General features: G+C 67.3%; 21 protein-coding genes. 10 read left to right on the forward strand and 11 right to left on the reverse strand.

All coding sequences use genetic code 11. The features are described 5' to 3' along the window. Window positions 1–59: 59 nt before the first annotated feature. The 3 genes from ACIQRL_RS09185 to ACIQRL_RS09195 form a co-directional block, all read right to left on the reverse strand. Window positions 60–1,322 (reverse strand): MFS transporter, encoded by a 1,263-nt coding sequence (locus ACIQRL_RS09185; protein ID WP_401329112.1) that lies wholly within the window; start codon window positions 1,320–1,322, stop codon window positions 60–62. A gap of 78 nt (window positions 1,323–1,400) precedes the next feature. Then, window positions 1,401–2,483 (reverse strand): inositol-3-phosphate synthase, encoded by a 1,083-nt coding sequence (locus ACIQRL_RS09190; protein WP_386882813.1) that lies wholly within the window; start codon window positions 2,481–2,483, stop codon window positions 1,401–1,403. Between the two features lie 43 nt (window positions 2,484–2,526). After that, on the reverse strand, window positions 2,527–3,210 hold the full coding sequence (locus ACIQRL_RS09195; protein WP_401329113.1) for a helix-turn-helix transcriptional regulator: 684 nt from the start codon (window positions 3,208–3,210) through the stop codon (window positions 2,527–2,529). Window positions 3,211–3,583: 373 nt separating this feature from the next. Between ACIQRL_RS09195 and ACIQRL_RS09200 the strand changes: the two genes are divergently transcribed. Then, window positions 3,584–6,316 (forward strand): transglycosylase domain-containing protein, encoded by a 2,733-nt coding sequence (locus ACIQRL_RS09200; protein WP_401329116.1) that lies wholly within the window; start codon window positions 3,584–3,586, stop codon window positions 6,314–6,316. 118 nt (window positions 6,317–6,434) lie between these two features. Next, a complete protein-coding gene (locus ACIQRL_RS09205; RefSeq protein WP_401329119.1) occupies window positions 6,435–7,940 on the forward strand; it encodes a glycosyltransferase family 87 protein in 1,506 nt (501 codons plus the stop codon). 102 nt (window positions 7,941–8,042) lie between these two features. On the opposite strand, the gene ACIQRL_RS09210 is transcribed toward ACIQRL_RS09205, so the two are convergent. The 3 genes from ACIQRL_RS09210 to ACIQRL_RS09220 form a co-directional block, all read right to left on the reverse strand. Continuing rightward, window positions 8,043–9,074 (reverse strand): alanine racemase, encoded by a 1,032-nt coding sequence (locus tag ACIQRL_RS09210; protein WP_355848134.1) that lies wholly within the window; start codon window positions 9,072–9,074, stop codon window positions 8,043–8,045. 128 nt (window positions 9,075–9,202) lie between these two features. Beyond that, a complete protein-coding gene (gene femX, locus ACIQRL_RS09215; protein ID WP_401329122.1) occupies window positions 9,203–10,324 on the reverse strand; it encodes a peptidoglycan bridge formation glycyltransferase FemX in 1,122 nt (373 codons plus the stop codon). Window positions 10,325–10,487: 163 nt separating this feature from the next. Beyond that, a complete protein-coding gene (locus tag ACIQRL_RS09220; RefSeq protein WP_401329125.1) occupies window positions 10,488–10,799 on the reverse strand; it encodes a hypothetical protein in 312 nt (103 codons plus the stop codon). 285 nt (window positions 10,800–11,084) lie between these two features. Between ACIQRL_RS09220 and rpsF the strand changes: the two genes are divergently transcribed. The 4 genes from rpsF to rplI all read left to right on the forward strand — a co-directional run bounded on the left by rpsF (window position 11,085) and on the right by rplI (window position 12,814). Next, window positions 11,085–11,375: a 30S ribosomal protein S6 gene (rpsF, locus tag ACIQRL_RS09225; RefSeq protein ID WP_261703747.1), complete on the forward strand. Its 291-nt coding sequence runs from the start codon at window positions 11,085–11,087 to the stop codon at window positions 11,373–11,375. 77 nt (window positions 11,376–11,452) lie between these two features. Continuing rightward, the gene (locus tag ACIQRL_RS09230) at window positions 11,453–12,055 is read left to right on the forward strand and encodes a single-stranded DNA-binding protein (protein WP_401329128.1); all 603 of its coding nucleotides are present in this window, start codon (window positions 11,453–11,455) and stop codon (window positions 12,053–12,055) included. A gap of 57 nt (window positions 12,056–12,112) precedes the next feature. After that, window positions 12,113–12,349 (forward strand): 30S ribosomal protein S18, encoded by a 237-nt coding sequence (gene rpsR, locus ACIQRL_RS09235; protein ID WP_003949403.1) that lies wholly within the window; start codon window positions 12,113–12,115, stop codon window positions 12,347–12,349. Between the two features lie 18 nt (window positions 12,350–12,367). After that, window positions 12,368–12,814, forward strand: a complete 447-nt coding sequence (gene rplI / locus ACIQRL_RS09240; RefSeq protein WP_217457141.1) for a 50S ribosomal protein L9 — start codon at window positions 12,368–12,370, stop codon at window positions 12,812–12,814. A gap of 166 nt (window positions 12,815–12,980) precedes the next feature. Here the strand turns inward: rplI and ACIQRL_RS09245 are convergent, their stop codons facing one another. Then, window positions 12,981–14,318 (reverse strand): MATE family efflux transporter, encoded by a 1,338-nt coding sequence (locus ACIQRL_RS09245; RefSeq protein ID WP_401329131.1) that lies wholly within the window; start codon window positions 14,316–14,318, stop codon window positions 12,981–12,983. A gap of 459 nt (window positions 14,319–14,777) precedes the next feature. Here ACIQRL_RS09245 and dnaB point away from each other — a divergent pair, with 459 nt between their 5' ends. Beyond that, window positions 14,778–16,247 (forward strand): replicative DNA helicase, encoded by a 1,470-nt coding sequence (gene dnaB, locus ACIQRL_RS09250; RefSeq protein ID WP_401329134.1) that lies wholly within the window; start codon window positions 14,778–14,780, stop codon window positions 16,245–16,247. 106 nt (window positions 16,248–16,353) lie between these two features. Here the strand turns inward: dnaB and ACIQRL_RS09255 are convergent, their stop codons facing one another. Further along, on the reverse strand, window positions 16,354–16,920 hold the full coding sequence (locus tag ACIQRL_RS09255) for a dihydrofolate reductase family protein (protein WP_401329137.1): 567 nt from the start codon (window positions 16,918–16,920) through the stop codon (window positions 16,354–16,356). Window positions 16,921–17,256: 336 nt separating this feature from the next. Between ACIQRL_RS09255 and ACIQRL_RS09260 the strand changes: the two genes are divergently transcribed. Next, window positions 17,257–18,642, forward strand: coding sequence for a serine hydrolase domain-containing protein (locus ACIQRL_RS09260; protein ID WP_401329139.1), 1,386 nt, complete (start codon window positions 17,257–17,259; stop codon window positions 18,640–18,642). A 99-nt stretch (window positions 18,643–18,741) separates the two neighbouring features. On the opposite strand, the gene ACIQRL_RS09265 is transcribed toward ACIQRL_RS09260, so the two are convergent. Then, on the reverse strand, window positions 18,742–19,194 hold the full coding sequence (locus ACIQRL_RS09265) for a GNAT family N-acetyltransferase (RefSeq protein ID WP_401329142.1): 453 nt from the start codon (window positions 19,192–19,194) through the stop codon (window positions 18,742–18,744). 9 nt (window positions 19,195–19,203) lie between these two features. Beyond that, complete coding sequence (locus tag ACIQRL_RS09270; protein ID WP_401329144.1) at window positions 19,204–19,692, reverse strand: MarR family winged helix-turn-helix transcriptional regulator; 489 nt, start codon at window positions 19,690–19,692, stop codon at window positions 19,204–19,206. A gap of 142 nt (window positions 19,693–19,834) precedes the next feature. Here ACIQRL_RS09270 and ACIQRL_RS09275 point away from each other — a divergent pair, with 142 nt between their 5' ends. Together ACIQRL_RS09275 and ACIQRL_RS09280 are read left to right on the forward strand one after the other, a co-directional pair. Beyond that, window positions 19,835–21,043 (forward strand): MFS transporter, encoded by a 1,209-nt coding sequence (locus ACIQRL_RS09275; RefSeq protein ID WP_401329147.1) that lies wholly within the window; start codon window positions 19,835–19,837, stop codon window positions 21,041–21,043. Window positions 21,044–21,144: 101 nt separating this feature from the next. Then, the gene (locus ACIQRL_RS09280) at window positions 21,145–21,567 is read left to right on the forward strand and encodes a heme-binding protein (protein ID WP_401329150.1); all 423 of its coding nucleotides are present in this window, start codon (window positions 21,145–21,147) and stop codon (window positions 21,565–21,567) included. A gap of 104 nt (window positions 21,568–21,671) precedes the next feature. Here the strand turns inward: ACIQRL_RS09280 and ACIQRL_RS09285 are convergent, their stop codons facing one another. Beyond that, window positions 21,672–22,538 (reverse strand): GNAT family N-acetyltransferase, encoded by an 867-nt coding sequence (locus tag ACIQRL_RS09285; RefSeq protein ID WP_401329153.1) that lies wholly within the window; start codon window positions 22,536–22,538, stop codon window positions 21,672–21,674. Between the last annotated feature and the right edge of the window lie 778 nt (window positions 22,539–23,316).

A 23,316-nucleotide genomic window follows, 5' to 3' on the forward strand; every position in this document is an offset into this window, starting at 1 on the left:
TATCGGGGCCCTCTGACAGCGCAGTAGTCAGAAGTGACTCTGTGGCACTGATGTGACACTTACTGAAGTTCAAAGCGCCCCATAGCGACCGCAATTGATGCGTAGACCGTCGCCACGGTGACGACGAGGGACACCGACCGTCCGTCAGAAGGCAGCATCAGAGCGGCTACTGCGGCGGCTCCGACGAAAGCGACGTTGAACAGGACGTCGTAGACGGAGAAGATCCGGCCGCGGAAGCCGTCGTCCACGGCGGACTGCACGATCGTGTCCGTGGCGATCTTCGCGCCCTGCGTGGTCACGCCCAGCATGAATGCGGCGACCAGAGTGGGTGCGGGGGTGAACGGGAGGCAGAGCGGGGGCACCACAATCGCGGCTGCGCCGGCACAGACGGCGATCCAACGGCCCGGGCCCAGTTGTCCGGCCGCCCAGGGGGTCACCACGGCCGCGACGAAGAAGCCGGCTCCGGAGACGCCCACAGCCAGTCCCAGGAGCGCGAGCCCGTCGTCCGAGCCGGATGCCCACGCGTAGCGGCAGAGCATCAGCACCATGACCGTCAGTGCGCCGTAGCAGAAGCGCATCAGGGTCATCGTCATGAGAGCCCAGGCCGCCTCTCGCCGTGGGCGTTCCGCGAGATGGCGTACGCCCGCGGCAAGTCCTCGTGCGGTGCCGGCGAGGACCGTGGCCAGGTGTGGGTGGGCCAGGGCCCGGTCGGGCCCGAGGAGTTCCGGGGCGATACGGAGCGAGGCGAGAGCCGCGCACAGGTACAGCGCCGCTCCTACGAGCACCACCGCCGCGTCGGAGTCGGCGACACCCAGCCGTACGGCGAACGCGAGAGCTCCGCCCATGGTCGCCGCGAGCGTTCCGGCGGTCGGTGAGAGCGAGTTGGCCAGCACCAGCCGGTCTATGTCGACGACACGGGGCAGCGCGGCCGACAACCCGGCCAGGACGAAGCGGTTGACCGCGGTGACACAGAGCGCGGAGGCGTAGAAGAGCCAGTCGGGTACGTGGCTCAGCATGAGAACGGCCGTCACGCACGCCAGTGCCGTGCGCAGCAGATTGCCGTACAGAAAAACCTGCCGACGCCGCCAGCGGTCCAGCAGCACCCCAGCGAAGGGGCCGATGAGGGAGTACGGGAGGAGCAGTACCGCCATCGCGGAGGCGATCGAGGCCGCCGAGGTCTGCTTCTCCGGTGAGAAGACCACGTAGGTGGCCAGCGCGACCTGATAGACGCCGTCGGCGCCCTGGGACAGCAGTCGTACACCGAGCAGGCGTCTGAACCCCTGGAAGCGCAGGAGGACGCGCAGGTCACGCACGACGGCCATGGGGCACAGCCTCACATACGAGGAGGGTCCCCGGGCAAGAAGCCCGGGGACCCTCAACAGCGAGCACAAAACTGTGCTTTAGCGCTCGACCTCGCCCTTGATGAACTTCTCGACGTTGGCGAAGGCCTCGTCGTCGAAGTACTGGACCGGCGGGGACTTCATGAAGTAGCTCGACGCGGAGAGGATCGGGCCGCCGATACCGCGGTCCTTGGCGATCTTCGCGGCGCGCAGGGCGTCGATGATGACACCGGCCGAGTTCGGGGAGTCCCAGACCTCGAGCTTGTACTCCAGGTTCAGCGGGACGTCGCCGAAGGCACGGCCCTCGAGGCGGACGTACGCCCACTTGCGGTCGTCGAGCCAGGCCACGTAGTCCGAGGGACCGATGTGGACGTTCTTCTCGCCCATGTCGCGGTCGGGGATCTGCGAGGTGACGGCCTGCGTCTTCGAGATCTTCTTGGACTCGAGGCGGTCGCGCTCCAGCATGTTCTTGAAGTCCATGTTGCCGCCGACGTTGAGCTGCATGGTGCGCTCAAGACGGACACCACGGTCCTCGAACAGCTTCGCCATCACGCGGTGCGTGATGGTCGCGCCGACCTGCGACTTGATGTCGTCGCCGACGATCGGGACGCCCGCCTCGGTGAACTTGTCCGCCCACTCCTTGGTGCCGGCGATGAAGACCGGGAGGGCGTTGACGAAGGCGACCTTGGCGTCGATGGCGCACTGGGCGTAGAACTTCGCCGCGGCCTCGGAACCGACGGGCAGGTAGCAGATGAGGACGTCGACCTGCTTGTCCTTCAGGACCTGGACCACGTCGACCGGCGCCTCGGCGGACTCCTCGATGGTCATGCGGTAGTACTTACCGAGACCGTCCAGGGTGTGACCGCGCTGGACCGTGACGCCCTTGCTCGGGACGTCGCAGATCTTGATGGTGTTGTTCTCGCTGGCACCGATGGCGTCGGAGAGGTCGAGGCCGACCTTCTTCGCGTCGACGTCGAACGCGGCGACGAACTCGACGTCACCGACGTGGTAGTCGCCGAACTGGACGTGCATCAGGCCGGGTACCTTGGCCGCCGGATCGGCGTCCTTGTAGTACTCGACGCCCTGAACCAGCGAGGCGGCGCAGTTGCCCACGCCGACGATGGCTACGCGAACCGAACCCATTCCGGTTGCTCCCTGTGTATATCGGTGAAACCCCGAATGGGTCTCACGTGGCGGTGTCGTCGGACGGATCCGGCCGGGTGCTGTCCCGGTTCCGGGGCAGGCCGCCCGTCTCTCCAGATGTGTTGTCCTGTTGAGCGGAGCCTTCGGTGGCGAGACGCTTGACGTCCCGTCCGGCCCGCTCGCTCTCGATGAGCTCGTTCAGCCAGCGCACTTCGCGCTCCACGGACTCCATTCCGTGGCGCTGGAGCTCAAGCGTGTAGTCGTCGAGGCGCTCCCGGGTGCGCGCCAGCGAGGCGCGCATCTTCTCGAGGCGCTCCTCCAGGCGGCTGCGGCGGCCCTCCAGTACGCGCATGCGTACGTCGCGTGACGTCTGCCCGAAGAAGGCGAAGCGAGCGGCGAAGTGCTCGTCCTCGTACGCGTCGGGACCCGTCTGCGCGAGAAGTTCCTCGAAGTGATCCTTACCTTCAGCCGTCAATCGGTAGACGATCTTGGCGCGACGTCCCGCGAGCGTTGCTGTCAGGGCATCTTCGGGTGTGGATCCTGATTCCTCGATCAACCAGCCGTTGGCGACCAGCGTCTTGAGGCAGGGGTAGAGCGTTCCGTAGCTGAAGGCACGGAACACGCCTAGTGACGTATTGAGCCGTTTGCGCAGCTCATAGCCGTGCATCGGGGACTCGCGGAGCAGGCCGAGTACGGCGAACTCGAGGATCCCGGAACGCCGGCTCATCGTCGCCTCCTCCCTGTCGCTGCCTCGTCGCACGGTCTTTATGCCGTGCTGATGTATCGACTCGATACATCAGCACGATAGAACGACCTTGAGGATGCGACAAGCGGGAGCAGAGTGAACGGCGTCACATCACCGATTCATACGAAGCAAGTTGCCTGGTTTGGGGTGAACTTCGGCGCTAGGTGGGTTTTGACGGTGCGTAGTCTGTGCGGCATGGACACCACCGGGAACCGAGTGACGTCTGAGAACGTCAACGTCTTTGGTGCAGTACGGGTGAATGCACGATCGACCGCATCCGTACTTCGGGGGGACCGGAAACCAGCCGCCGTTTCCAGGCGCGCAAAGGTGCGCCTGCCCGAGGAGTAGTCGTTCGATGAGCGAGCACCGTCGCAAACCGCCGCAGCCGCAGGGCGGCGGACGTGCCGCGGCCCGGCGCGGCCAGCCACAGTCCGGCCCGTCCGCAGACCGCCGCGAGGCACCGCGAGACGCCACCGGGTCTCCTTCCGATTCGTATGACTCGGGGGGTGGAGAGAGCCCGTTCGGCAGCCGTGCCGAGGCACGGCGGGCCACACAGCGAGGAAACAACGGAGGCCGGCGCAGAGCCGCCGACGGCGCGGGACCCGGTGGCCCCGGAGGAGGGGGCGGCCGACGCGGTGGTCCCCCGGGCCCCGGTGGGCCAGGACGCGGCCGAGGCCGCGCTCCGGAGCCTGCCAGAAAACGAATCCTCGACTACCCGCGCGCCGGCAAGTACGGTGCCGCGCGCTGGGTGCCGTCCTGGAAGCTCGTGACGGGTCTGTTCATCGGCTTCTGCGGCAGCATGGTCGCCGCAGCCGGCGTCGCGTACGCGTTGGTGGGTATCCCGGACATCGGCAAGACCGCCAAGGCGCAGAACAACGTCTACTTCTATGCCGACGGCAGCGAGATGGTCGCCACGGGTGGTGAGGCCAACCGCCAGATCATCGGCTACGCGCAGATCCCCAAGGAGATGCGCTGGGCGGTCATGTCGGCCGAGAACAAGACGTTCGAGACCGACAGCGGCGTCGACCCGATGGGTATCGCCCGTGCCTTCGTGAACATGGCCAAGGGCGGTCAGACGCAGGGTGGTTCCACCATCACCCAGCAGTACGTGAAGAACGCGATGCTTCAGGACCAGTCGCAGACGATCTCCCGCAAGCTCAGGGAGCTGTTCGTCTCGATCAAGGTCGGGGCCAAGGTGCCCAAGGAAGACATCATGGCCGGCTACCTGAACTCCGCGTACTACGGGCGCAACGCCTACGGCATCCAGGCCGCGGCGCATGCCTACTTCAACAAGGACGCCACGGAGCTCGACCCGAGCCAGTGCGCCTTCCTGGCGGCGGTGCTCAAGGGCGCCACCTACTACGACCCCGCAGGCGCCCCGGGCATCGACCCGGCCGCCACCGCTGAGGCCAACCGCAAGCGTGCTGAGGCCCGCTGGGGATGGATCCTCGACCAGGAGGTCAAGGACGGCCGTCTGAGCGCGGCGCGGCGGGCCGAGTTCAAGACGTTCCCGAAGATCCAGCAGCCCCGGTCCAACGCCGCGCTGGGCGGGCAGGTCGGCTATCTGGTCGACCTGGCCAACACGTACCTGATCAAGAACAGCGACAAGACCGGGATCACCGAGACCAAGCTCCGGCAGGGTGGCTACCAGATCCACACGACCTTCGACAAGGCCAAGGTCAACGCGCTCGAGGCCGCGGTGAAGAAGGTGCAGAAGGCCAACATCAAGCCCAAGCTGCGTCCGAAAAATGACAAGTTCGTCCAGTTCGGCGGGGCGTCCGTCAACCCGGACAGCGGTGCGATCGAGGCCATCTACGGCGGTGTGAACGCGACCCAGCACTTCACCGACAACGCCGACCAGACCGGTGCTCAGGTGGGTTCGACCTTCAAGCCCTTCGTGCTGGCGGCTGCCATGACCTGGGGTGCCAGGGATCCCAAGGGTCACTCGGAACAGGCGCAGGACGAACGCACCATCGTGTCGCCGAAGAGCCTGTACAGCAGCAAGAACGGGCTCAAGATCAAGGACTACAACGGAACGGACTGGACGGACGACAAGGGCAAGGAGTGGCTGCAGCAGAACGACGGCCATCAGTCCCTCAACCCGCCCTCCTACAAGATCGACCTGCGTGAGGCGATGCGCGAGTCCGTCAACTCCGCCTACGTCCAGCTGGGCATGGATGTCGGCCTGGACAAGGTGAAGGACGCGGTCCTGAGCGCGGGCATCAAGGAATCGAGCCTCGCCAGCGCCAGGTTCCCGTCGTTCTCCCTGGGTACCTCCTCCCCGAGTGCGATCCGTATGGCCGGGGCGTACGCCACCTTCGCGGCCAGCGGCAAGCAGCGGGACCCGTACTCGGTCGACAAGGTGACCAACAAGGACGGCACCGTCTTCCAGCACGACCGTGTCGCGAAGACCGTCGAGGCGTTCACCCCGGCGGTCGCCGACAATGTCACCGACGTCCTGAAGACCGTGGTCGAGAAGGGCACAGGTACCAACGCCCAGCTGACGGGCCGCGAGGTGGCCGGCAAGACCGGTACGACCGACGGCAACAAGTCCGCCTGGTTCGTCGGCTACACCCCGCAGTTGTCCACGGCGATCGGCATGTACCGCCTGGACGACGACGAGACCAACAAGAACCGCGAGTTCCTGCCGATGTACGGCACGGGTGGCGAGCAGACCATCCACGGTGCATCGTTCCCGTCCCAGATCTTCCGGGACTACATGGAGGTCGCGCTCAAGGGGCAGAAGGTGGAGACCTTCCCGGTGCCCGAGGACATCGGTGTGGTCCTCAACGACACTCCGAGCCCGTCGCCGACCCCCTCGGCCACGGTGAGCGAGTCGCCGAGCCCGTCTCCGACGCCGACCCCCAGCGAGACCTTGACGTCTCCCTCGCCCTCGGCGAGCGAGACCTGCAGGAAGTTCGACTTCACCTGCAACAACACTGGTGGGACCGATACAGGTGGCACCAGCACAGGTGGCGCCGACGGTGGAGTGAGCGCCTCACCATCGGAATCCACCAGCAGCTCGACCACTAGAGGCAATACGAATGGCAATGGCGGCGGAGGCCTCTTCGGAGTGTCGAACGGATAGCCGCCTCCGTGTGTGTTTCACGTGAAACACACCGTTTCACGTGAAACGAGGGCCGCCGCACCGACAAGGTGGGGCGGCCCTCGGCCTATTCCTAGACACGTACGGCAGGATGTGCGGCATGCCCAGTGCAGAGACGACGCGAGTGAGCGTGCACGAGCCGGAGCTGGTGCGGCCGACCAGGGAGGACGAGGTCGCCGCCAGCGGTAGTGAGCTGATCGGCGGCCCTATCGGGCGGCGGGCCCTGCTCGGGACGTCCTGGTGGACGCCCGTGCGGGTCGTCGCGCTGGTGGCGATCGGCATGTTCGTCCTCGGTATGGTCCAGAAGCTGCCGTGCTACGACGGCGGCTGGTTCTTCGGAGCCAGTTCGCAGTACACGCATGCGTGCTACTCGGACATCCCGCACCTCTATCAGGGGCGGGGTTTCGCCGACGGCCTTGTGCCGTACTTCGACAAGATCCCCGGCGACATGGACTACCTCGAATACCCGGTGCTGACCGGCGTGTTCATGGAAGTCGCGGCCTGGCTCACTCCGGGCAGCGGGAGCATCCAGCACCAGGAGCAGGTCTACTGGATGGTCAATGCGGGGATGCTGATGGTGTGCGCGGCGGTCATCGCCGTATGCACAGCGCGCACCCACCGGCGTCGCCCCTGGGACGGCCTTCTGGTCGCTCTGGCGCCCGCCTTCGCGCTCACGGCCACGATCAACTGGGATCTCCTCGCCGTGGCCCTGCTGGCCGCCGCGATGCTCATGTGGTCGCGGGGGCGCCCGCTCGCCTTCGGTGTTCTGATCGGGCTCGCCACGGCCGCCAAGTTCTACCCGTTCCTGGTCCTCGGGCCGCTCTTCCTGCTGTGCTGGCGGGCCGGCAAGTGGCGCGAGTTCGGTACGGCGTTGCTCGGTGCCGTCGGCGCCTGGCTGGCCGTGAACCTTCCGGTCATGTACCTCGCCCCCGAGGGCTGGGCGAAGTTCTACACCTTCAGCCATGACCGCGGCGTCGACTTCGGTTCGGTCTTCCTGTTCATCTCACAGTGGCTGAAGATCGCGATCACGCCCGACACGGCCAACACCTGGGCGCTGATCATGATGCTGATCATCTGCGCGGGTCTGAGCGCCGTCGCGCTCACCGCCCCCCGCCGCCCCCGCTTCGCCCAGCTCGCCTTCCTGATCGTCGCGGCCTTCATCCTCACGAACAAGGTCTACTCGCCGCAGTACGTGCTGTGGCTCGTCCCGCTCGCTGTGCTTGCTCGGCCGCGCTGGCGGGACTTCCTGATCTGGCAGGCGTGCGAGGTCGCGTACTTCCTGGGTATCTGGATGTATCTCGCGTACACGACCAGCGGGGACGCCCATAAGGGCCTGCCGACCGACGGATACCAAGTCGCTATCGCCGTCCACCTGTTGGGGACGCTGTACCTGTGCGCGGTGGTCGTGCGGGACATCTTCATGCCGGATCGCGACGTGGTGCGCCGAGCCGGGGAGGACGACCCGTCGGGCGGGCTGCTGGACGGCGCCGAGGACGTCTTCGTTCTCGGCGCGGCCGCCCATCCGGCGCGGCACGCCGCACACTTCGACGGGTTCGCCGAGGTCGAGTGGGGCGGGGACACGGCACCCGGAGACCGTTCGCTCTGAGCGAACAGGCCGGGGAGAAGGCCACGGAAGAACCAAGCAAAAGGCCGTACACGGTGTCCGTGTACGGCCTTTCCGCTGTGCTGGAGCGCGTCGAACCCGGGGTCAGCGCTCGACGACGCGGTCGTACTGCGTGGTGGTGTGCCGCAGATGGGCCACCAGCTCGTCCCCGACCTTCGGCTCCGAGGCGTCGGAGGGCACGAAGAGGATCGAGACCTGCATGTGCGGCGGCTCGGCGAACCAGCGCTGCTTGCCGGCCCAGACGAACGGAGAAAGGTTCCGGTTGACCGTCGCGAGGCCGGCGCGTGCGACACCCTTGGCCCGCGGCATGACGCCGTGCAGCGCCTTGGGGGCCTCCAGACCCACCCCGTGCGACGTACCGCCCGCCACGACGACGAGCCAGCCGTCCGAGGCCGCCTTCTGCTGCCGGTAGCCGAAGCGGTCGCCCTTGGAGACGCGGGTGACGTCGAGGACGGCCCCGCGGTACTCGGTGGCCTCGTGGTCCCCCAGCCACAGCCGCGTGCCGATACGGGCGCGGAAGTGGGTCTGCGGGAACTGCTGCTGAAGTCGCGCGAGTTCCTCGGCCTTGAGGTGGCTGACGAACATCGTGTGCAGGGGCAGGCGGGCCGCGCGGAGTCGGTCCATCCAGCCGATGACCTCCTCGACGGCGTCCGAGCCGTCGGTGCGGTCCAGCGGCAGGTGGATCGCGAAGCCCTCCAGCCGGACGTTCTCGATGGCGGAGTGCAGATGCGGCAGATCCTGCTCGCTCACGCCGTGCCGCTTCATCGAGGACATCACCTCGATGACGACACGGGCGCCCACAAGGCCGTACACGCCGTCGATGGACGACACGGAGCGGATGACGCGGTCGGGCAGCGGTACGGGCTCCTCGCCGCGCCTGAACGGCGTCAGGACCAGCAGGTCGCCGCCGAACCAGTCCTTGATCCGGGCGGCCTCGTACGTGGTGCCGACGGCGAGGATGTCCGAGCCCAGGCGGGTCGCCTCGTCCGCGAGCCGTTCGTGGCCGAAGCCGTAGCCGTTGCCCTTGCAGACGGGGACGAGCCCCGGAAACTGCTCGGACACCTGCTTGTGGTGTGCCCGCCAGCGCGCGGTGTCGACGTAGAGCGTGAGCGCCATGGCCGGTCCCGGAACCTTTCTCGTGGCTGCCGTGTATCAGAGGTATGAAATGGAATTGTCGCTGATTCGCCGGGCCGATGGGGCGATGCCGGGCTGGTTCAGCGGCCCGGCATGCGATTCGGGGTGGCTCAGCGGCGTGACATGTAGATGTCGAGCGCCTTGTGGAGCAGCTTGTTGAGCGGGAAGTCCCACTCGCCGAGGTACTCGGCGGCCTCTCCGCCCGTGCCCACCTTGAACTGGATCAGGCCGAAGAGGTGATCGGTCTCGTCCAGCGAGTCGGAGATGCCCCGCAGGTCGTAGACCGTGGCTCCCAGGGCGTAGGAGTCGCGCAGCATGCGCCACTGCATCGCGTTCGAGGGCCGGACCTCGCGCCCGATGTTGTCCGAGGCGCCGTAGGAGTACCAGACGTGTCCACCGACGACCAGCATCGTCGCGGCCGACAGGTTCACTCCGTCGTGACGCGCGAAGTAGAGCCGCATGCGGTTGGGGTCCTCGGTGTTGAGGGCCGTCCACATGCGCTGGAAGTACGACAGCGGGCGGGGCCGGAAGTGGTCGCGCAGCGCGGTGATCTCGTACAGCCGCTGCCACTCCTCCAGGTCCTGGTAGCCGCCCTGGACGACCTCGACGCCCGCCTTCTCGGCCTTCTTGATGTTGCGGCGCCACAGCTGGTTGAAGTTCCGGTGGACCTCTTCGAGGGAACGGTTGGCCAGCGGCACCTGGAAGACGTAGCGGGGCTGGACGTCGCCGAAGCCGGCCCCGCCGTCCTCGCCCTGCTGCCAGCCCATGCGGCGCAGCTTGTCGGCGACCTCGAAGGCGCGCGGTTCGATGAAGTCGGCCTCGATGTCGCGCAGGCGCTTCACGTCCGGGTTCTGGATGCCGCCCTTGATGGACGTGGCTTCCCAGCGCCGGATGATCACCGGCGGGCCCATCTTCACGGAGAAGGCGCCCTGGTGCTTGAGGTGCGCCAGCATCGGCTGCAGCCAGTCGTCGAGGTTCGGTGCGAACCAGTTGATGACCGGACCCTCGGGCAGATAGGCGAGATAGCGCTTGATCTTGGGCAGCTGGCGGTACAGCACCAGGCCCGCGCCGACCATCTGGCCGGTCCTCTCGTCGAACCATCCGAGGTTCTCGGAGCGCCACTCGGCCTTTACGTCTGCCCAGGCGGGGACCTGCATGTGACTGGCCGCGGGCAGGCTCTGGATGTATGCCAGATGCTGCTCTCGGCTGATGGTCCTCAGGGTCAGGCTCATTCGGGGCGCTCCTCGGGCTGGTGTGTCCCCATGGGTACAGGGGCTCCGGCTCTCGCGCCGAAGCCTACTGCGCCCTGTGAGCGCCCCGACTGGCCGTATGCAACCTGGACCCCGGGGACGCGGTGTGAGGCGTTCCGAGGTCAGGGGAAAACGGACGTTCGACTCAGATCACACCACCGAAGAGGCCGCCGTGGGCCAGGCCGAGGTAGAAGCCGACGCCCGAGAGACCGAGTCCCACGACCAGTCCGAAGCGCTCGCGGGTCGTCTCCGAGACGAACTGGCCGTAGGCACCGGCGAGGATCCCGGCGAGGCCGGCCCAGGAGCTGAGCAGATGGAGGCTGTGGAACATCGACGTGACGAAGGCCAGGACTCCGCACACCAGGGTCACCACGAGCAAGGTGTCCTGGAGCGGATGAGGCTTGCCGTCCGTGGCGAAGAGTGAGCCGGTGGTGCTGGGTCGCAATACCTGTGCCATAAGGCACCTCCTGCGGAAGCGGCGCATCGTAGCGCCATACACACCCGATGTGTACAGATTGACGGCCAACCCGGCAGGATTTCAACCGGAAGCCGGAGTGCAGGTACTCTGTACCCTCTGCACCGGTGTCTGCCCAGGCTCAAGCCAGGTCACGACAGGGATTGCCGCTCGGTTCGCCGATCGGCGAACCGATTGTCAGTGGCGGCCGATACCGTTGCGTACGCATCACAACCCTCCTGCCACGGAACGACCGTGGCCGTTGAGTCCAAAGGAGGTGGGTTCCACATGCGTCACTACGAAGTGATGGTCATCCTCGACCCCGATCTGGAAGAGCGCGCTGTCGCCCCCCTGATCGAGAACTTCCTCTCCGTCGTCCGTGAGGGCAGCGGAAAGGTCGAAAAGGTCGACACCTGGGGCCGTCGTCGTCTCTCGTACGAGATCAAGAAGAAGCCCGAGGGCATCTACTCGGTCATCGACCTGCAGGCCGAGCCTGCGGTCGTCAAGGAGCTCGACCGCCAGATGAACCTGAACGAGTCGGTCCTCCGGACCAAGGTCCTCCGCCCCGAGACCCACTGAGCTCTCCAGCTCAGCTGATTTCGGGCATCGAGTAGCAGCACCAGCAGCCAGCAGCAAACCCGCCGAGAGGTTCCCCCATGGCAGGCGAGACCGTCATCACGGTCGTCGGCAATCTTGTCGACGACCCCGAGCTGCGCTTCACCCCTTCCGGTGCGGCGGTCGCGAAGTTCCGTGTCGCGTCCACCCCCCGCACCTTCGACCGTCAGACCAATGAGTGGAAGGACGGCGAGAGCCTGTTCCTGACCTGCTCGGTCTGGCGTCAGGCGGCGGAGAACGTCGCCGAGTCGCTCCAGCGCGGCATGCGCGTCGTCGTGCAGGGCCGCTTGAAGCAGCGGTCCTACGAGGACAACCAGGGCGTCAAGCGCACGGTCTACGAGCTGGACGTAGAGGAAGTCGGCGCCAGCCTGAAGAACGCCACGGCCAAGGTCACCAAGACCACGGGCCGAGGTGGCCAGGGTGGCCAGGGCGGTTACGGCGGCGGTGGCGGCCAGCAGGGCGGCAGCTGGGGCGGAAGCTCCGGTGGCGCTCCGCAGGGCGGCGGCGCTCCGGCCGACGACCCCTGGGCAACCGGCGCTCCCGCCGGTGGCAACCAGGGCGGTGGCGGTGGCGGCTGGGGCGGAAGCTCCGGCGGCTCCTCCGGCGGCTCTGGCGGCGGCTACTCGGACGAGCCCCCCTTCTAGGCCTCAGGGCCGAGGGTGGGCCGTACTCCCACTTCTTGATCACACAGGAGATACACCATGGCGAAGCCGCCTGTGCGCAAGCCGAAGAAGAAGGTCTGCGCGTTCTGCAAGGACAAGGTCACGTACGTGGACTACAAGGACACGAACATGCTGCGGAAGTTCATTTCCGACCGCGGCAAGATCCGTGCCCGCCGCGTGACCGGCAACTGCACGCAGCACCAGCGTGACGTCGCCACGGCTGTGAAGAACAGCCGTGAGATGGCGCTGCTGCCCTACACGTCCACCGCGCGATAAAGGAAGGGTGACCGACACATGAAGATCATCCTTACCCACGAGGTCTCCGGCCTCGGTGCCGCGGGCGACGTCGTTGACGTCAAGGACGGTTACGCTCGCAACTACCTGATCCCGCGGAACTTTGCGATCCGCTGGACCAAGGGTGGCGAGAAGGACGTCGAGCAGATTCGTCGTGCTCGCAAGATCCACGAGATCGCGACCATCGAGCAGGCCAACGAGATCAAGGCCCGCCTCGAAGGCGTGAAGGTCCGTCTGGCCGTTCGCTCCGGCGACGCCGGTCGTCTCTTCGGCTCCGTCACCCCGGCTGACGTCGCTTCGGCGATCAAGGCTTCCGGTGGCCCCGAGGTCGACAAGCGCCGCATCGAGCTGGGCTCGCCCATCAAGACCCTGGGCGCCCACGAGACGTCCGTGCGTCTGCACCCCGAGGTTGCCGCCAAGGTCAACATCGAGGTTGTCGCTGCCTGAGTGCAGCGCTCGGCATAGCTGAGAGAAAGGCCGCACCCCTTGGGGTGCGGCCTTTCTGCCTTTCCTGAGCCGGCTTCTCCTGAACGTGGCGGCGTAGGTCCCCGTGGATGCCGGGCAACGTTGTTTCACGTGAAACCCTCGTTTCACGTGAAACGGTCGGTGTACGTCAGCGCGTCGCGCCCGTGACGATCCAGCGACCCGACCGAGAACGCAGCCACAAGGTCACCAGCCGCATCGTCATCATCAGGGTCATCGCTCCCCAGAGCGCGGTCAGCCCGCCCCCGAGAAGGGGAACGAGCAGGGCCACGGGGGCGAAGACCGCCAGCGTGAGCAGCATCGCCCAGGCCAGGTACGGCCCGTCCCCCGCTCCCATCAGCACGCCGTCCAGGACGAAGACGATCCCGCAGACCGGCTGGGAGACGGCAACCATCACCAGAGCGGGTAGCGCCGCGTCCCGTACCCCCGGGTCACCGCTGAACAGGGGAAGGAACAAGGGGCGAGCCACGATGACCAGGAGACCGAGTACGACTCCGGTGACGAGCCCCCACTGCACCATGCGGCGGCAGGCCTCACGGGCTCCCTGTGCGTCGTCCGCGCCGAGGTAGCGCCCGATGATCGCCTGTCCCGCGATGGCGATGGCGTCGAGCGCGAAGGCGAGCAGGCTCCACAGGGACAGGATGATCTGGTGCGCCGCCATATCGGCGTCCCCGAGCCGGGCGGCGACAGCCGTGGCGATCAGAAGGATCGCGCGGAGCGACAACGTACGGACGAGTAGCGGGGTGCCGGCTTGGGCGCAGGCCCGTATCCCGGTGGCGTCCGGCCGCAGGGAAGCGCCGTGCTGCCGGGCTCCGCGGATGACGACGTACAGATAGACGGCGGCCATGCCGCACTGAGCGATGACCGTGCCCCAGGCGGAGCCGGCGATACCGAGGCCGACGCCGTAGACCAGGACGACGTTCAGGACCGCGTTGGCGACGAAGCCTCCGACGGCGACGTACAGCGGAGTCTTCGTGTCCTGGAGTCCGCGCAGTATTCCGGTGGCGGCCAGCACGACGAGCATGGCGGGGATGCCGAATGCCGAGATCCGCAGATAGGTCGTCGCGTAGGGAGCGGCGGTGTCGGAGGCGCCGAACAAGTCCATGAGGGAGGGGGCGGTGGGCAGCGCGGCGGCGATCACGGCCGCGCCGATGAGCAGGGCGAGCCAGATGCCGTCCATGCCCTGGCGGATCGCGGCCCGTAGATCGCCGGCGCCCACTCGGCGGGCGACTGCGGCCGTAGTGGCATAGGCGAGGAAGACGAAGACTCCGACGGCTGTCATGAGAAGGGCCGAGGCGACGCCGAGTCCGGCCAGTTGCGCGGTACCGAGATGGCCGACGATGGCACTGTCGGCCAGCACGAAGAGAGGCTCGGCGACGAGCGCGCCGAAGGCCGGAACGGCCAGCGCGACGATCTCTCGGTCGTGCCGGCGTCGGGCGGCTCTGGGTGCCGCGGAAGCCTGTGTCATGAGCATCAATCTAATCTTCCACAGGTAAGAGATGCAAAGGGCGAAGGACCCTTACTCTCTGTCGTGTCGGGTGTGTCGTGACGCACTGTTTGCAGCGATCTTGATCCGGGTGGGGAAGTTTTTCTTCTGCACAGCCGGTGGATGGGAAAGTGCCAGGTCAGAGCGGGTCCTCTCGAAGGGTTGAGGGCTTGTTCACAGGGCTGTCCACCGGGTCGTGCACAGGTTTCGTGGAGTTCTCCACAGCATCGGGGCCGTCGTCCACATGGCCTGTGGATAACCAGATTGGCTGACGGTGCCCGCGGGCCTAACGTGGTGCGGCGCCCCTTCTCTCTTCCGTCCTCGGAAAGCACGCAAAACCGACGCGTGAGAACCGGAGTTGGGCAGTTCACTTGTCAGTGCCGTGCCGTAGAAATTAAAGGCACTGCTAGGTCCGCTCTGCGGACGGGAGGAGGTGGCTCGGTGACTATTTCCGAGCCCTTGGACGACCCCTGGGCGGACAGTGGTCCCAGTGATCGTCTGCCCTCGTCCCGTCGCCGTGGAAACGGTGGGCGAGGCCGCGACGAACAGCACGACCGGGACAACGGGTCATGGGAAAACAGCGGATCGTCCTTCGAACGGGTACCGCCGCAGGACCTCGACGCCGAGCAGTCCGTCCTCGGTGGCATGCTCCTGTCGAAGGACGCCATCGCCGACGTCGTCGAGGTGCTCAAGGGCCACGACTTCTACCGGCCGGCGCACGAGACCATCTACGGAGCGATCCTCGACCTGTACGCGAAGGGTGAGCCGGCCGACCCCATCACGGTCGCTGCCGAGCTCACCAAGCGCGGCGAGATCACCAAGGTCGGCGGCGCACCGTATCTGCACACGCTGGTCCAGACGGTCCCGACCGCGGCGAACGCCGAGTACTACGCGGAGATCGTGCACGAGCGCGCGGTTCTTCGCCGCCTGGTCGAGGCGGGCACGCGCATCACGCAGATGGGGTACGCGGCCGACGGCGACGTCGACGAGATCGTCAACAGCGCCCAGGCAGAGATCTACGCCGTCACCGAACAGCGGACCACCGAGGACTACCTGCCGCTCGGCGACATCATGGAGGGCGCGCTCGACGAGATCGAGGCGATCGGATCGCGCTCGGGGGAGATGACCGGTGTCCCGACCGGGTTCACCGACCTCGACTCGCTGACCAACGGTCTGCACCCCGGGCAGATGATCATCATCGCGGCCCGTCCCGCCATGGGTAAGTCGACGCTGGCCCTGGACTTCGCCCGGGCCTGTTCGATCAAGCACAACATGCCCAGCGTGATCTTCTCGCTCGAAATGGGCCGTAACGAGATCGCGATGCGCCTGCTGTCCGCCGAGGCACGTGTAGCCCTGCATCACATGCGGTCCGGCACCATGACCGACGAGGACTGGACCCGGCTCGCCCGCCGTATGCCGGACGTCTCGGCCGCCCCCCTCTACATCGACGACTCCCCGAACCTGTCGATGATGGAGATTCGCGCCAAATGCCGCCGCCTCAAGCAGCGCGCCGATCTGAAGCTCGTCGTCATCGACTATCTGCAGCTGATGCAGTCGGGCGGCAAGCGGTCCGAGAGCCGCCAGCAGGAGGTCTCCGACATGTCACGAAACCTGAAGCTGCTGGCCAAGGAGCTGGAACTGCCGGTGATCGCGCTGTCGCAGCTCAACCGTGGCCCCGAGCAGCGCACGGACAAGAAGCCCATGGTCTCCGACCTGCGTGAGTCCGGGTCGATCGAGCAGGACGCGGACATGGTCATCCTGCTCCACCGTGAGGACGCGTACGAGAAGGAGTCCCCCCGCGCCGGCGAGGCCGACATCATCGTCGGCAAGCACCGTAACGGTCCGACGGCCACGATCACGGTGGCCTTCCAGGGCCACTACTCGCGCTTCGTGGACATGGCACAGACCTGATCCGGCGCCTTGTGGGGTCTCGCGGCTGATGTCGTCATCTCACGGGCCGTGTCGTACCGATGTCGTATGCGGCATCACCGTGGGACTAGCGCGTGGGTGCTGCTGCTCAGCGCCTCGTCTCGTACCTGGTCAGGACCACGCCGCCGGGAAGCGTCCGTGTCTCCACCAGGTTCAGGTTCACCCAGCCGTCCAGCGCGGTGAAGAACGGCGTGCCGCCGCCCACCAGGACCGGATGGGCGGCGATCACGTACTCGTCGATCAGCCCCGCGCGCATGGCCGCCCCGGCGAGCGTTGCGCCGCCGATGTTCATTGGGCCGCCGTCCTCGGCCTTGAGACGGGTGATCTCGGCGATCGCGTCGCCGGTGACCAGGCGGGTGTTCCAGTCGACCTTGTCGATCGTGGAGGAGAACACCACCTTCGGCGTGTCCCGCCAGTTCCGCGCGAACTCGATCTCCGCCGGGGTGGCGTTGGGCTGCTGGTCGCCGGTCGGCCAGTAGGAGCTCATCGCCTCCCACAGCTTGCGCCCGTACAGCGACAGGCCACTCGCCTGCTCGTGGTCGAGCCACCACTGGAACAGCTCGTCACTCGGCGGTCCGCTCCAGCCGATGTCGTCGCCGGCCGCGGCGATGTAGCCGTCCAGGGTCAGGTTCATGCCGTAGATCAGTTTCCGCATGGCCCAGCCTTCCGTCCGTGGGTGTCCGGCGTATAGACCAGCGCGGCGCGGGAAACTCATCGGTGCGCGATCTGGGCTCGCCGGTAGCCCTCGTGCTCGGGGCTCAGCCTGGTGCACTCGGCCGACACGGGCAAGCCGCCTGATCTCGACCTCGCCCTCGCGAGGAATGCCACGGATTGGAGACCGATCATGCGTGACAAGGCCGTGAGACAGCCAAGAACGCCCAGGTCGCGCAAGATCGACATGTCACGAGCGGCGAGACCCTACAGGCGCTCTGCCGGCCCGCTTCGGGGCAATCCGCTCGACGTCCGGCGCCGGGGCGGGTGGACTGGTGCCATGACGACACCCCACGATGATCTGCTTCCCGGCACGCGCCGGGCCCTGCTGCACCGGATTGCCGTCGCGCAGAGCGAGGGGCGAGCTCCGTCGCTCGTCGCGACGGTGGTCCGGGGCGGGAGAGCGGTATGGAACGGGGCGCGGACCTCGGTGGACGGTCACGGACCGGACGAGAACGTCCAGTACCGGATCGGCTCCATCACCAAGACCTTCACCGCCGTTCTCGTGCTGCGGCTGCGCGACGAAGGCGTCCTGGACCTCGGCGACCCGCTGGAGAAGCATGTGCCCGGCACCGGCGCGGGGGAGGTCACCATCTCCCAACTGCTCGCGCACACCGGAGGGCTGGCCGCCGAGTCACCCGCGCCCTGGTGGGAGCGCACACCCGGATCGCTGCGTCCCGAACTGACCGATGTACTGGGCGAGCAGCCCTTCCGGCATCCGGTCGGCCGCCGGCACCACTACTCGAACCCCGGCTACACGTTGCTCGGAGCGCTCGTCGAGGAACTGCGCGGCGCACCCTGGGAGGAAGTGCTGCGCCGCGAGGTTCTCGAACCGCTCGGCCTGCACCGTACGAGTGGCAGCCCGCAGGCGCCGCACGCGGGCGGATGGGCGGTTCATCCCTGGGCGGACGCGATGATGCCCGAGCCCGCGGAGGACCTCGGGCGCATGGCTCCGGCCGGGCAACTGTGGTCCACCACAGGGGACTTGGCCCGCTTCGCCGTCTTTCTCGCCCAGGGCGACGACCGGGTGCTGAGCGCGGCATCGGTCCGGGAGATGCGTGCGCCTGCCGCGCCGCCCGAGACCGCGGAGCTGGCCTCGGGGTCCTCCTATGGACTCGCCCTGCAGATCGTGCACCGTGACGGCCGGACCCTCGTGGGGCACTCCGGTTCCCTGCCGGGCTTCCTCGCCGGATTGGTGATCAGCGTGGAGGACGACGTGGCGGCAGTGGTGCTGTCCAACTGCACCTCGGGGCCACCCGTGTTCACCGTGGCCGCCGATCTGGTGCGGATCGTCGCGGAGGCGGAGCCGCGGATCCCCGAGCCTTGGCGCCCGATGGGCGAAGTCGACCATGACGTGTTGGAGTTGGCGGGTCAGTGGTATTGGGGGACCCAGGCCTTCGGGCTGCGGTTGCCGGCCGATGGGGGGCTGGTGCTGGGCGCGCTCTCGGGTGTCGGCCGGGGTGCCCGCTTCCGGGCGAACGGCGACGGGACGTGGACGGGGCTCGACGGCTACTACGCGGGTGAGCTTCTGCGGCCCGTACGACGGCCTGATGGCTCCGTGAGTCATCTGGACCTCGGGTCGTTCGTCTTCACGCGGCAGCCGTACGACGAGACCGCTCCTGTGCCGGGTGGAGTGGACCCGGAGGGCTGGCGAGGAGTGGAGTAGGCGCCACCGGACCGGAGGCGGCCATGGAGACGGTCTGTTTCACGTGAAACAGACCGCCTCCCGCTGTGCGGAGTCGACGCGGCAGGCAGGGCCGCCCCGTCAGAGCTGGAGCTTGAAGCCGACGTGCGAGGCCTCGAAGCCGAGCCGCTCGTAGAAGCGATGGGCGTCGGTGCGGGAGGCGTCTGAGGTCAGCTGGACCAACTGGCAGTCCTGGCGGCGGGATTCCTTGACCGCCCATTCGATGAGCTCCGTCCCGAGACCACTGCCGCGCTCGTCCGCGTGAATGCGTACGGCCTCGATGATGGAGCGCGTCGCTCCTCTGCGGGACAGGCCGGGAATCACGGTGAGCTGCAGGGTGCCGACAACGCGGCCCTCGCGGACGGCGACGACCAGATGCTGGTTCGGGTCACGGCTCAGACGTTCCAGGGCGCCCAGGTACGGGGTCAGATCGTCGGGCGATTCCCGTCGGGCACCCAGCGGGTCGTCGGCCAGCATCGCGACAAGGGTCGGCACGTCGTCGGCGACCGCGGCTCGTATCTCAAGATCTGCCATGAGCGAACCCTATGAGGAAACGCTCACCGAGGGCACGGGGTGCACCGGCACGCTCGCCGACTCCACGGCCCGGACCAGGGGCACCAGCTCCGGGTTCTCGGCCGCGTCGTCGAGGGCCTCGCGCAGGGCGGCGTCGTTGGTGGGCCGCGCCTCGGCGAGGAGCTTCAATCCTGCCTCGCTGACATTCGTGTAGATCCCTCGGCGGTCGGTCGGGCAGAGATAGCGGGCGAGCAGCCCTCGGTCCTCGAGCCGGGTGACGAGCCGCGTGGTGGCGCTCTGGCTGAGTACGACGGCGTCCGCGACCTGCTTCATCTGGAGATGACCACCGTCGCCGTCGTGCTGTCGGCTGAGGACGTCGAGGAGGGAGTACTCGCGCACGCTGAGCCCGTGCTCGGACTGGAGGGCTCGTTCGATATGGGCCTCGATCCTCCCGTGCAGCAAGGAGAGGGCGCACCAGCCCTGAGCGAGGGCGGTGAGCGCGGGGTCCGTGGCTGTCATGGCGTCTTCCTCCGTCCCGGAGTGGCTGAGAACCAGGATAGAGCACAGGCGCAATAGCCAGCTGTTGCAGATAGCCCGCGTCTGCAACTATTGTGAACGCAGGCAAAGCGCTCATGCAATCTTCTGGAAGGGGTGCCCCATCATGCCTCTCGCGCTACTGGCCCTCGCGATCGGGGCCTTCGGGATCGGAACGACCGAGTTCGTGATCATGGGCGTCCTGCCCGAGGTCGCCGGAGACTTCGGGGTCTCCATCCCCACGGCCGGACTGCTGGTGACCGGCTACGCCCTGGGTGTGGTGATCGGCGCGCCGATCATGACCGCGCTCGGCACCAAGGTGTCCCGCAAGCGGATGCTCATGGTGCTCATGGGTCTGTTCATCCTCGGCAATCTGATCTCCGCCGTGGCTCCGGTCTTCTGGCTGATGTTCGCGGGCCGGGTGGTCGCCTCTCTCGCGCACGGTGCCTTCTTCGGCATCGGATCGGTGGCCGCCGCCGAGCTGGTCGTACCGGAGAAGAAGGCCGGAGCCATCGCGATGATGTTCAGCGGGCTCACGATCGCCAATGTCGTCGGTGTCCCGCTGGGCACGCTGATCGGGCAGACCGCCGGTTGGCGGGTCACGTTCGCGGGAGTCGCCGCGCTCGGTGTCATCGGGCTGCTGGGGATCGCCAAGCTGGTTCCGGAGATGCCGAGGCCCGAGGGAGTGCGTCTGCGCCACGAACTGGCCGCCTTCAAGAACGTTCAGGTCCTGCTCGCGATGGCGATGACCGTGCTCGGTTTCGGCGGTGTCTTCGCGGCCGTCACGTACATCGCGCCGATGATGACGCACGTCGCCGGCTTCGCCGACGGTTCCGTCACCTGGCTGCTGGTCCTCTTCGGCCTCGGCATGGTCGGCGGGAACCTGCTCGGCGGCAGGTTCGCCGACCGCGCGCTGATGCCGATGCTGTACGTGTCTCTGGGCGGCCTCGCCGTCGTGCTCGCCCTTTTCACCGTCACCGCGCACAACAAGGTCCTGGCGGCCGTCACGATCGCCCTGATCGGCGGCCTGGGCTTCGCGACCGTGCCCCCTCTGCAGAAGCGTGTTCTCGACCAGGCGCACGGCGCCCCCACTCTGGCCTCGGCCGTGAACATCGGCGCCTTCAACCTCGGCAATGCCCTCGCGGCGTGGCTCGGCGGCGTCGTCATCGCGGCGGGTCTCGGCTACACCGCTCCCAACTGGGTCGGTGCGGTTCTCGCCGCGAGTGCGCTCGTCCTGGCCGTCCTCTCGGCCGCTCTGGAGCGCCGCACGGCTCTCCCCAGTGCCGTGGTCGCCGGAGGTGTCCCCGCCGAACCGCGGACAGCCGTCCACCACTGACCGGGATCAGGCCCGTCACAGGACCAGGGCCGTTCCCGCGAGTTCTCGATCCAGCACGTCCCCGACTCGACACAGCACGCCCCTGCAAGGAGAAAACCCTGATGAGCACCACCACTGCCGCTTCCCCCCTGACCATCGAGGACGCCGAGGTTCTCGTCGCCGCGGCCCGTCGTGCCGCCGAGGCCGACGGTGTTCGGGTCAGCGTCACCGTCCTCGACGCGGGCGGCCACCTGCTCGCCTTCCGGCGCGACGACCACGCCGTACTGATCTCGGGAGAGACCAGCACGCGCAAGGCGTACACGGCACTCCAGCTGAACTCGGCCACCGCCGATCTCGTCGACGCGGTGCTGCCCGGCGGTCTGTTCCACACCCTGCCCACCGCGCTGGACCGCCCTCTGCTGTTCATCGCGGGCGGCGTTCCGGTCCACCGTGACGGCCGTCTGATCGGCGCGATCGGGGTCGGCGGCGGAATGCCCGATCAGGACCACGGTTTTGCCGCCGTCGCTGTCGAATCGCTCGTCTGACACTCGGCAGTCGCGGCACCCGCCCGACGTATGGCAGTCCGGAGGCGCCGGTCCCCTCACCTGTTCCGGGGATCGGCGCCTTTGCTGTGAAAGGCGTCCGGACCCTATCCGGCGGCCACGGTCAGCGGCGCGAAGCGGCGGGTCCAGTCACCGGGCAGTTCCGGGATCCCGTACGTCATGACCGCGTTGAATCCGACGGAGGCGAGCCCGCGTTCCTTCAGCCAGATCAGCAGTTCTTCGTGGCGCACGTCGACGTCGGTGCGCAGCGGACGGTCGGTGTGGGCGGCGAGTGAGGAGACGAGAGCCTTCGCCGTCCCCGTGTCCCGTGCGATCAGGGGGCCCACGACCTGGTTGGTCATGTTGGGCCAGGCGGCCGCGTAGCCGATGATCCGGCCGTTCTCCTCGGCCACTCGCAGCTGGTCCGCGAACGCGGGCAGCCGCGTGATCATGTGGGTGCGGTCGGCCCCGAAGATCTCCTCGTCCAGCCGGAGGATGGGGGCGAGGTCCCCCGCTGTCGCCGACCGGGTGAGGATTTCGGGCCCAGGGTCGCCAGGAGCGAACACCCCACGGACCATCTCGGCCCCGCCCGTGACCTTGAACCCCAACTCCTCGTAGAGCGGGCGCCCGTACACGGTCGCGTGCAGGGTCATCGGGATGGTGCCCATCTCCTGGACGACGTGCCGCATCAGACGGCGGCCGACACCCTGACGGGCGTACCGCTCGGCGACGAGGACCATGCCGATCGCACCCAGTTCGGGGCGCTCGCGCGGTCCGTAGGTGGTCACCACGCAAGCAGCGACGAGACCGCAGGCGGGGTCATCGATCCCGTATCCGGTCCCCGCGGCGAGCAGCAGACCCCACTTGTGCTCCTCACGGGGCCAGCCCCGGTTCTCGGACAAGTCGGCGCACGCGGCGAGGTCGCGGGGCGTCAGACGACGAACGGGCAGAACGGTGAGGGAAGGAATCGACACACAACCAGGCTGTCCGACACAGGCCTCTGACGTCCACCGCTTTCCCGACGGTCCCATCAGCTTCGGTCGTATGCCGCATCAGCGGTAGTGAGGGACCAGCTGTTTCACGTGAAACCTCGGCCCTGACCAACGGCGGCTTCAGTGGCCTCGACAGACATGGCGGGGCTGCATCTCTTCTACCTCGCTGGGACGTTGCTCCACGGCAGCCCGCGCCCTTGCGGGTTTCCCGGCAGCTTGGACGGGAAGCCGAGACCGCGGCGCTCGAAAGGAGCGCATGCGGTCCATGGCTCGCGCTTTCCCGCCGTCCGTTCGTGGAGCCGTTGGATGCGACCGGTGCTCTCAGCGCCGCGGCAAAGGTGCAGGTCACGGACCATCTCTGTGAAGAGTCCGGGGTGAGTCGCACCGACTGCGGCGCCTATCAATTGACGTGTCATGCCCGGTAATTGAGTGCGCGTGTTCTGCGTGGCGCGAATGGCAACGCAGGCCAAAACAGCCTAACGGGACGGAGAGATCGAAGACCTGCGTTTTCCCTTATGCGGCCGGGCGTTGACTCGAAGTGCGATGCTCGATGAGGGCGCTGCGGCCAATGCCGCTCTCTTTCCTTTCTTGTTCGTACGGGGTGGGTATCCGGCTTCAATGTGACCGCATTGGGCCGACAAGGACTGAACCGGGAAGGGGAGCAAACCGGCTGCGGGGGAAAGACAGGCATCTTCCGACCGAGGAGGTGCGCAGACCGACCGAAGATGTTCGAGGCGAGGCAGACCATGGACGCTCCGAC

It is taken from the genome of Streptomyces sp. NPDC091209 (assembly GCF_044757755.1).
In the GTDB taxonomy this organism is placed as follows: Bacteria; Actinomycetota; Actinomycetes; order Streptomycetales; family Streptomycetaceae; genus Streptomyces.

What these genes read in the sequence shown, in the direction of transcription:
- ACIQRL_RS09185 (WP_401329112.1), bottom strand. Translation starts at nt 1,322, where the DNA reads ATGGCCGTCGTGCGTGACCTGCGCGTCCTCCTGCGCTTCCAGGGGTTC.
- ACIQRL_RS09190 (WP_386882813.1), bottom strand. Translation starts at nt 2,483, where the DNA reads ATGGGTTCGGTTCGCGTAGCCATCGTCGGCGTGGGCAACTGCGCCGCC.
- ACIQRL_RS09195 (WP_401329113.1), bottom strand. Translation starts at nt 3,210, where the DNA reads ATGAGCCGGCGTTCCGGGATCCTCGAGTTCGCCGTACTCGGCCTGCTC.
- ACIQRL_RS09200 (WP_401329116.1), top strand. Translation starts at nt 3,584, where the DNA reads ATGAGCGAGCACCGTCGCAAACCGCCGCAGCCGCAGGGCGGCGGACGT.
- ACIQRL_RS09205 (WP_401329119.1), top strand. Translation starts at nt 6,435, where the DNA reads ATGCCCAGTGCAGAGACGACGCGAGTGAGCGTGCACGAGCCGGAGCTG.
- ACIQRL_RS09210 (WP_355848134.1), bottom strand. Translation starts at nt 9,074, where the DNA reads ATGGCGCTCACGCTCTACGTCGACACCGCGCGCTGGCGGGCACACCAC.
- femX (WP_401329122.1), bottom strand. Translation starts at nt 10,324, where the DNA reads ATGAGCCTGACCCTGAGGACCATCAGCCGAGAGCAGCATCTGGCATAC.
- ACIQRL_RS09220 (WP_401329125.1), bottom strand. Translation starts at nt 10,799, where the DNA reads ATGGCACAGGTATTGCGACCCAGCACCACCGGCTCACTCTTCGCCACG.
- rpsF (WP_261703747.1), top strand. Translation starts at nt 11,085, where the DNA reads ATGCGTCACTACGAAGTGATGGTCATCCTCGACCCCGATCTGGAAGAG.
- ACIQRL_RS09230 (WP_401329128.1), top strand. Translation starts at nt 11,453, where the DNA reads ATGGCAGGCGAGACCGTCATCACGGTCGTCGGCAATCTTGTCGACGAC.
- rpsR (WP_003949403.1), top strand. Translation starts at nt 12,113, where the DNA reads ATGGCGAAGCCGCCTGTGCGCAAGCCGAAGAAGAAGGTCTGCGCGTTC.
- rplI (WP_217457141.1), top strand. Translation starts at nt 12,368, where the DNA reads ATGAAGATCATCCTTACCCACGAGGTCTCCGGCCTCGGTGCCGCGGGC.
- ACIQRL_RS09245 (WP_401329131.1), bottom strand. Translation starts at nt 14,318, where the DNA reads ATGACACAGGCTTCCGCGGCACCCAGAGCCGCCCGACGCCGGCACGAC.
- ACIQRL_RS09255 (WP_401329137.1), bottom strand. Translation starts at nt 16,920, where the DNA reads ATGCGGAAACTGATCTACGGCATGAACCTGACCCTGGACGGCTACATC.
- ACIQRL_RS09260 (WP_401329139.1), top strand. Translation starts at nt 17,257, where the DNA reads ATGACGACACCCCACGATGATCTGCTTCCCGGCACGCGCCGGGCCCTG.
- ACIQRL_RS09265 (WP_401329142.1), bottom strand. Translation starts at nt 19,194, where the DNA reads ATGGCAGATCTTGAGATACGAGCCGCGGTCGCCGACGACGTGCCGACC.
- ACIQRL_RS09270 (WP_401329144.1), bottom strand. Translation starts at nt 19,692, where the DNA reads ATGACAGCCACGGACCCCGCGCTCACCGCCCTCGCTCAGGGCTGGTGC.
- ACIQRL_RS09275 (WP_401329147.1), top strand. Translation starts at nt 19,835, where the DNA reads ATGCCTCTCGCGCTACTGGCCCTCGCGATCGGGGCCTTCGGGATCGGA.
- ACIQRL_RS09280 (WP_401329150.1), top strand. Translation starts at nt 21,145, where the DNA reads ATGAGCACCACCACTGCCGCTTCCCCCCTGACCATCGAGGACGCCGAG.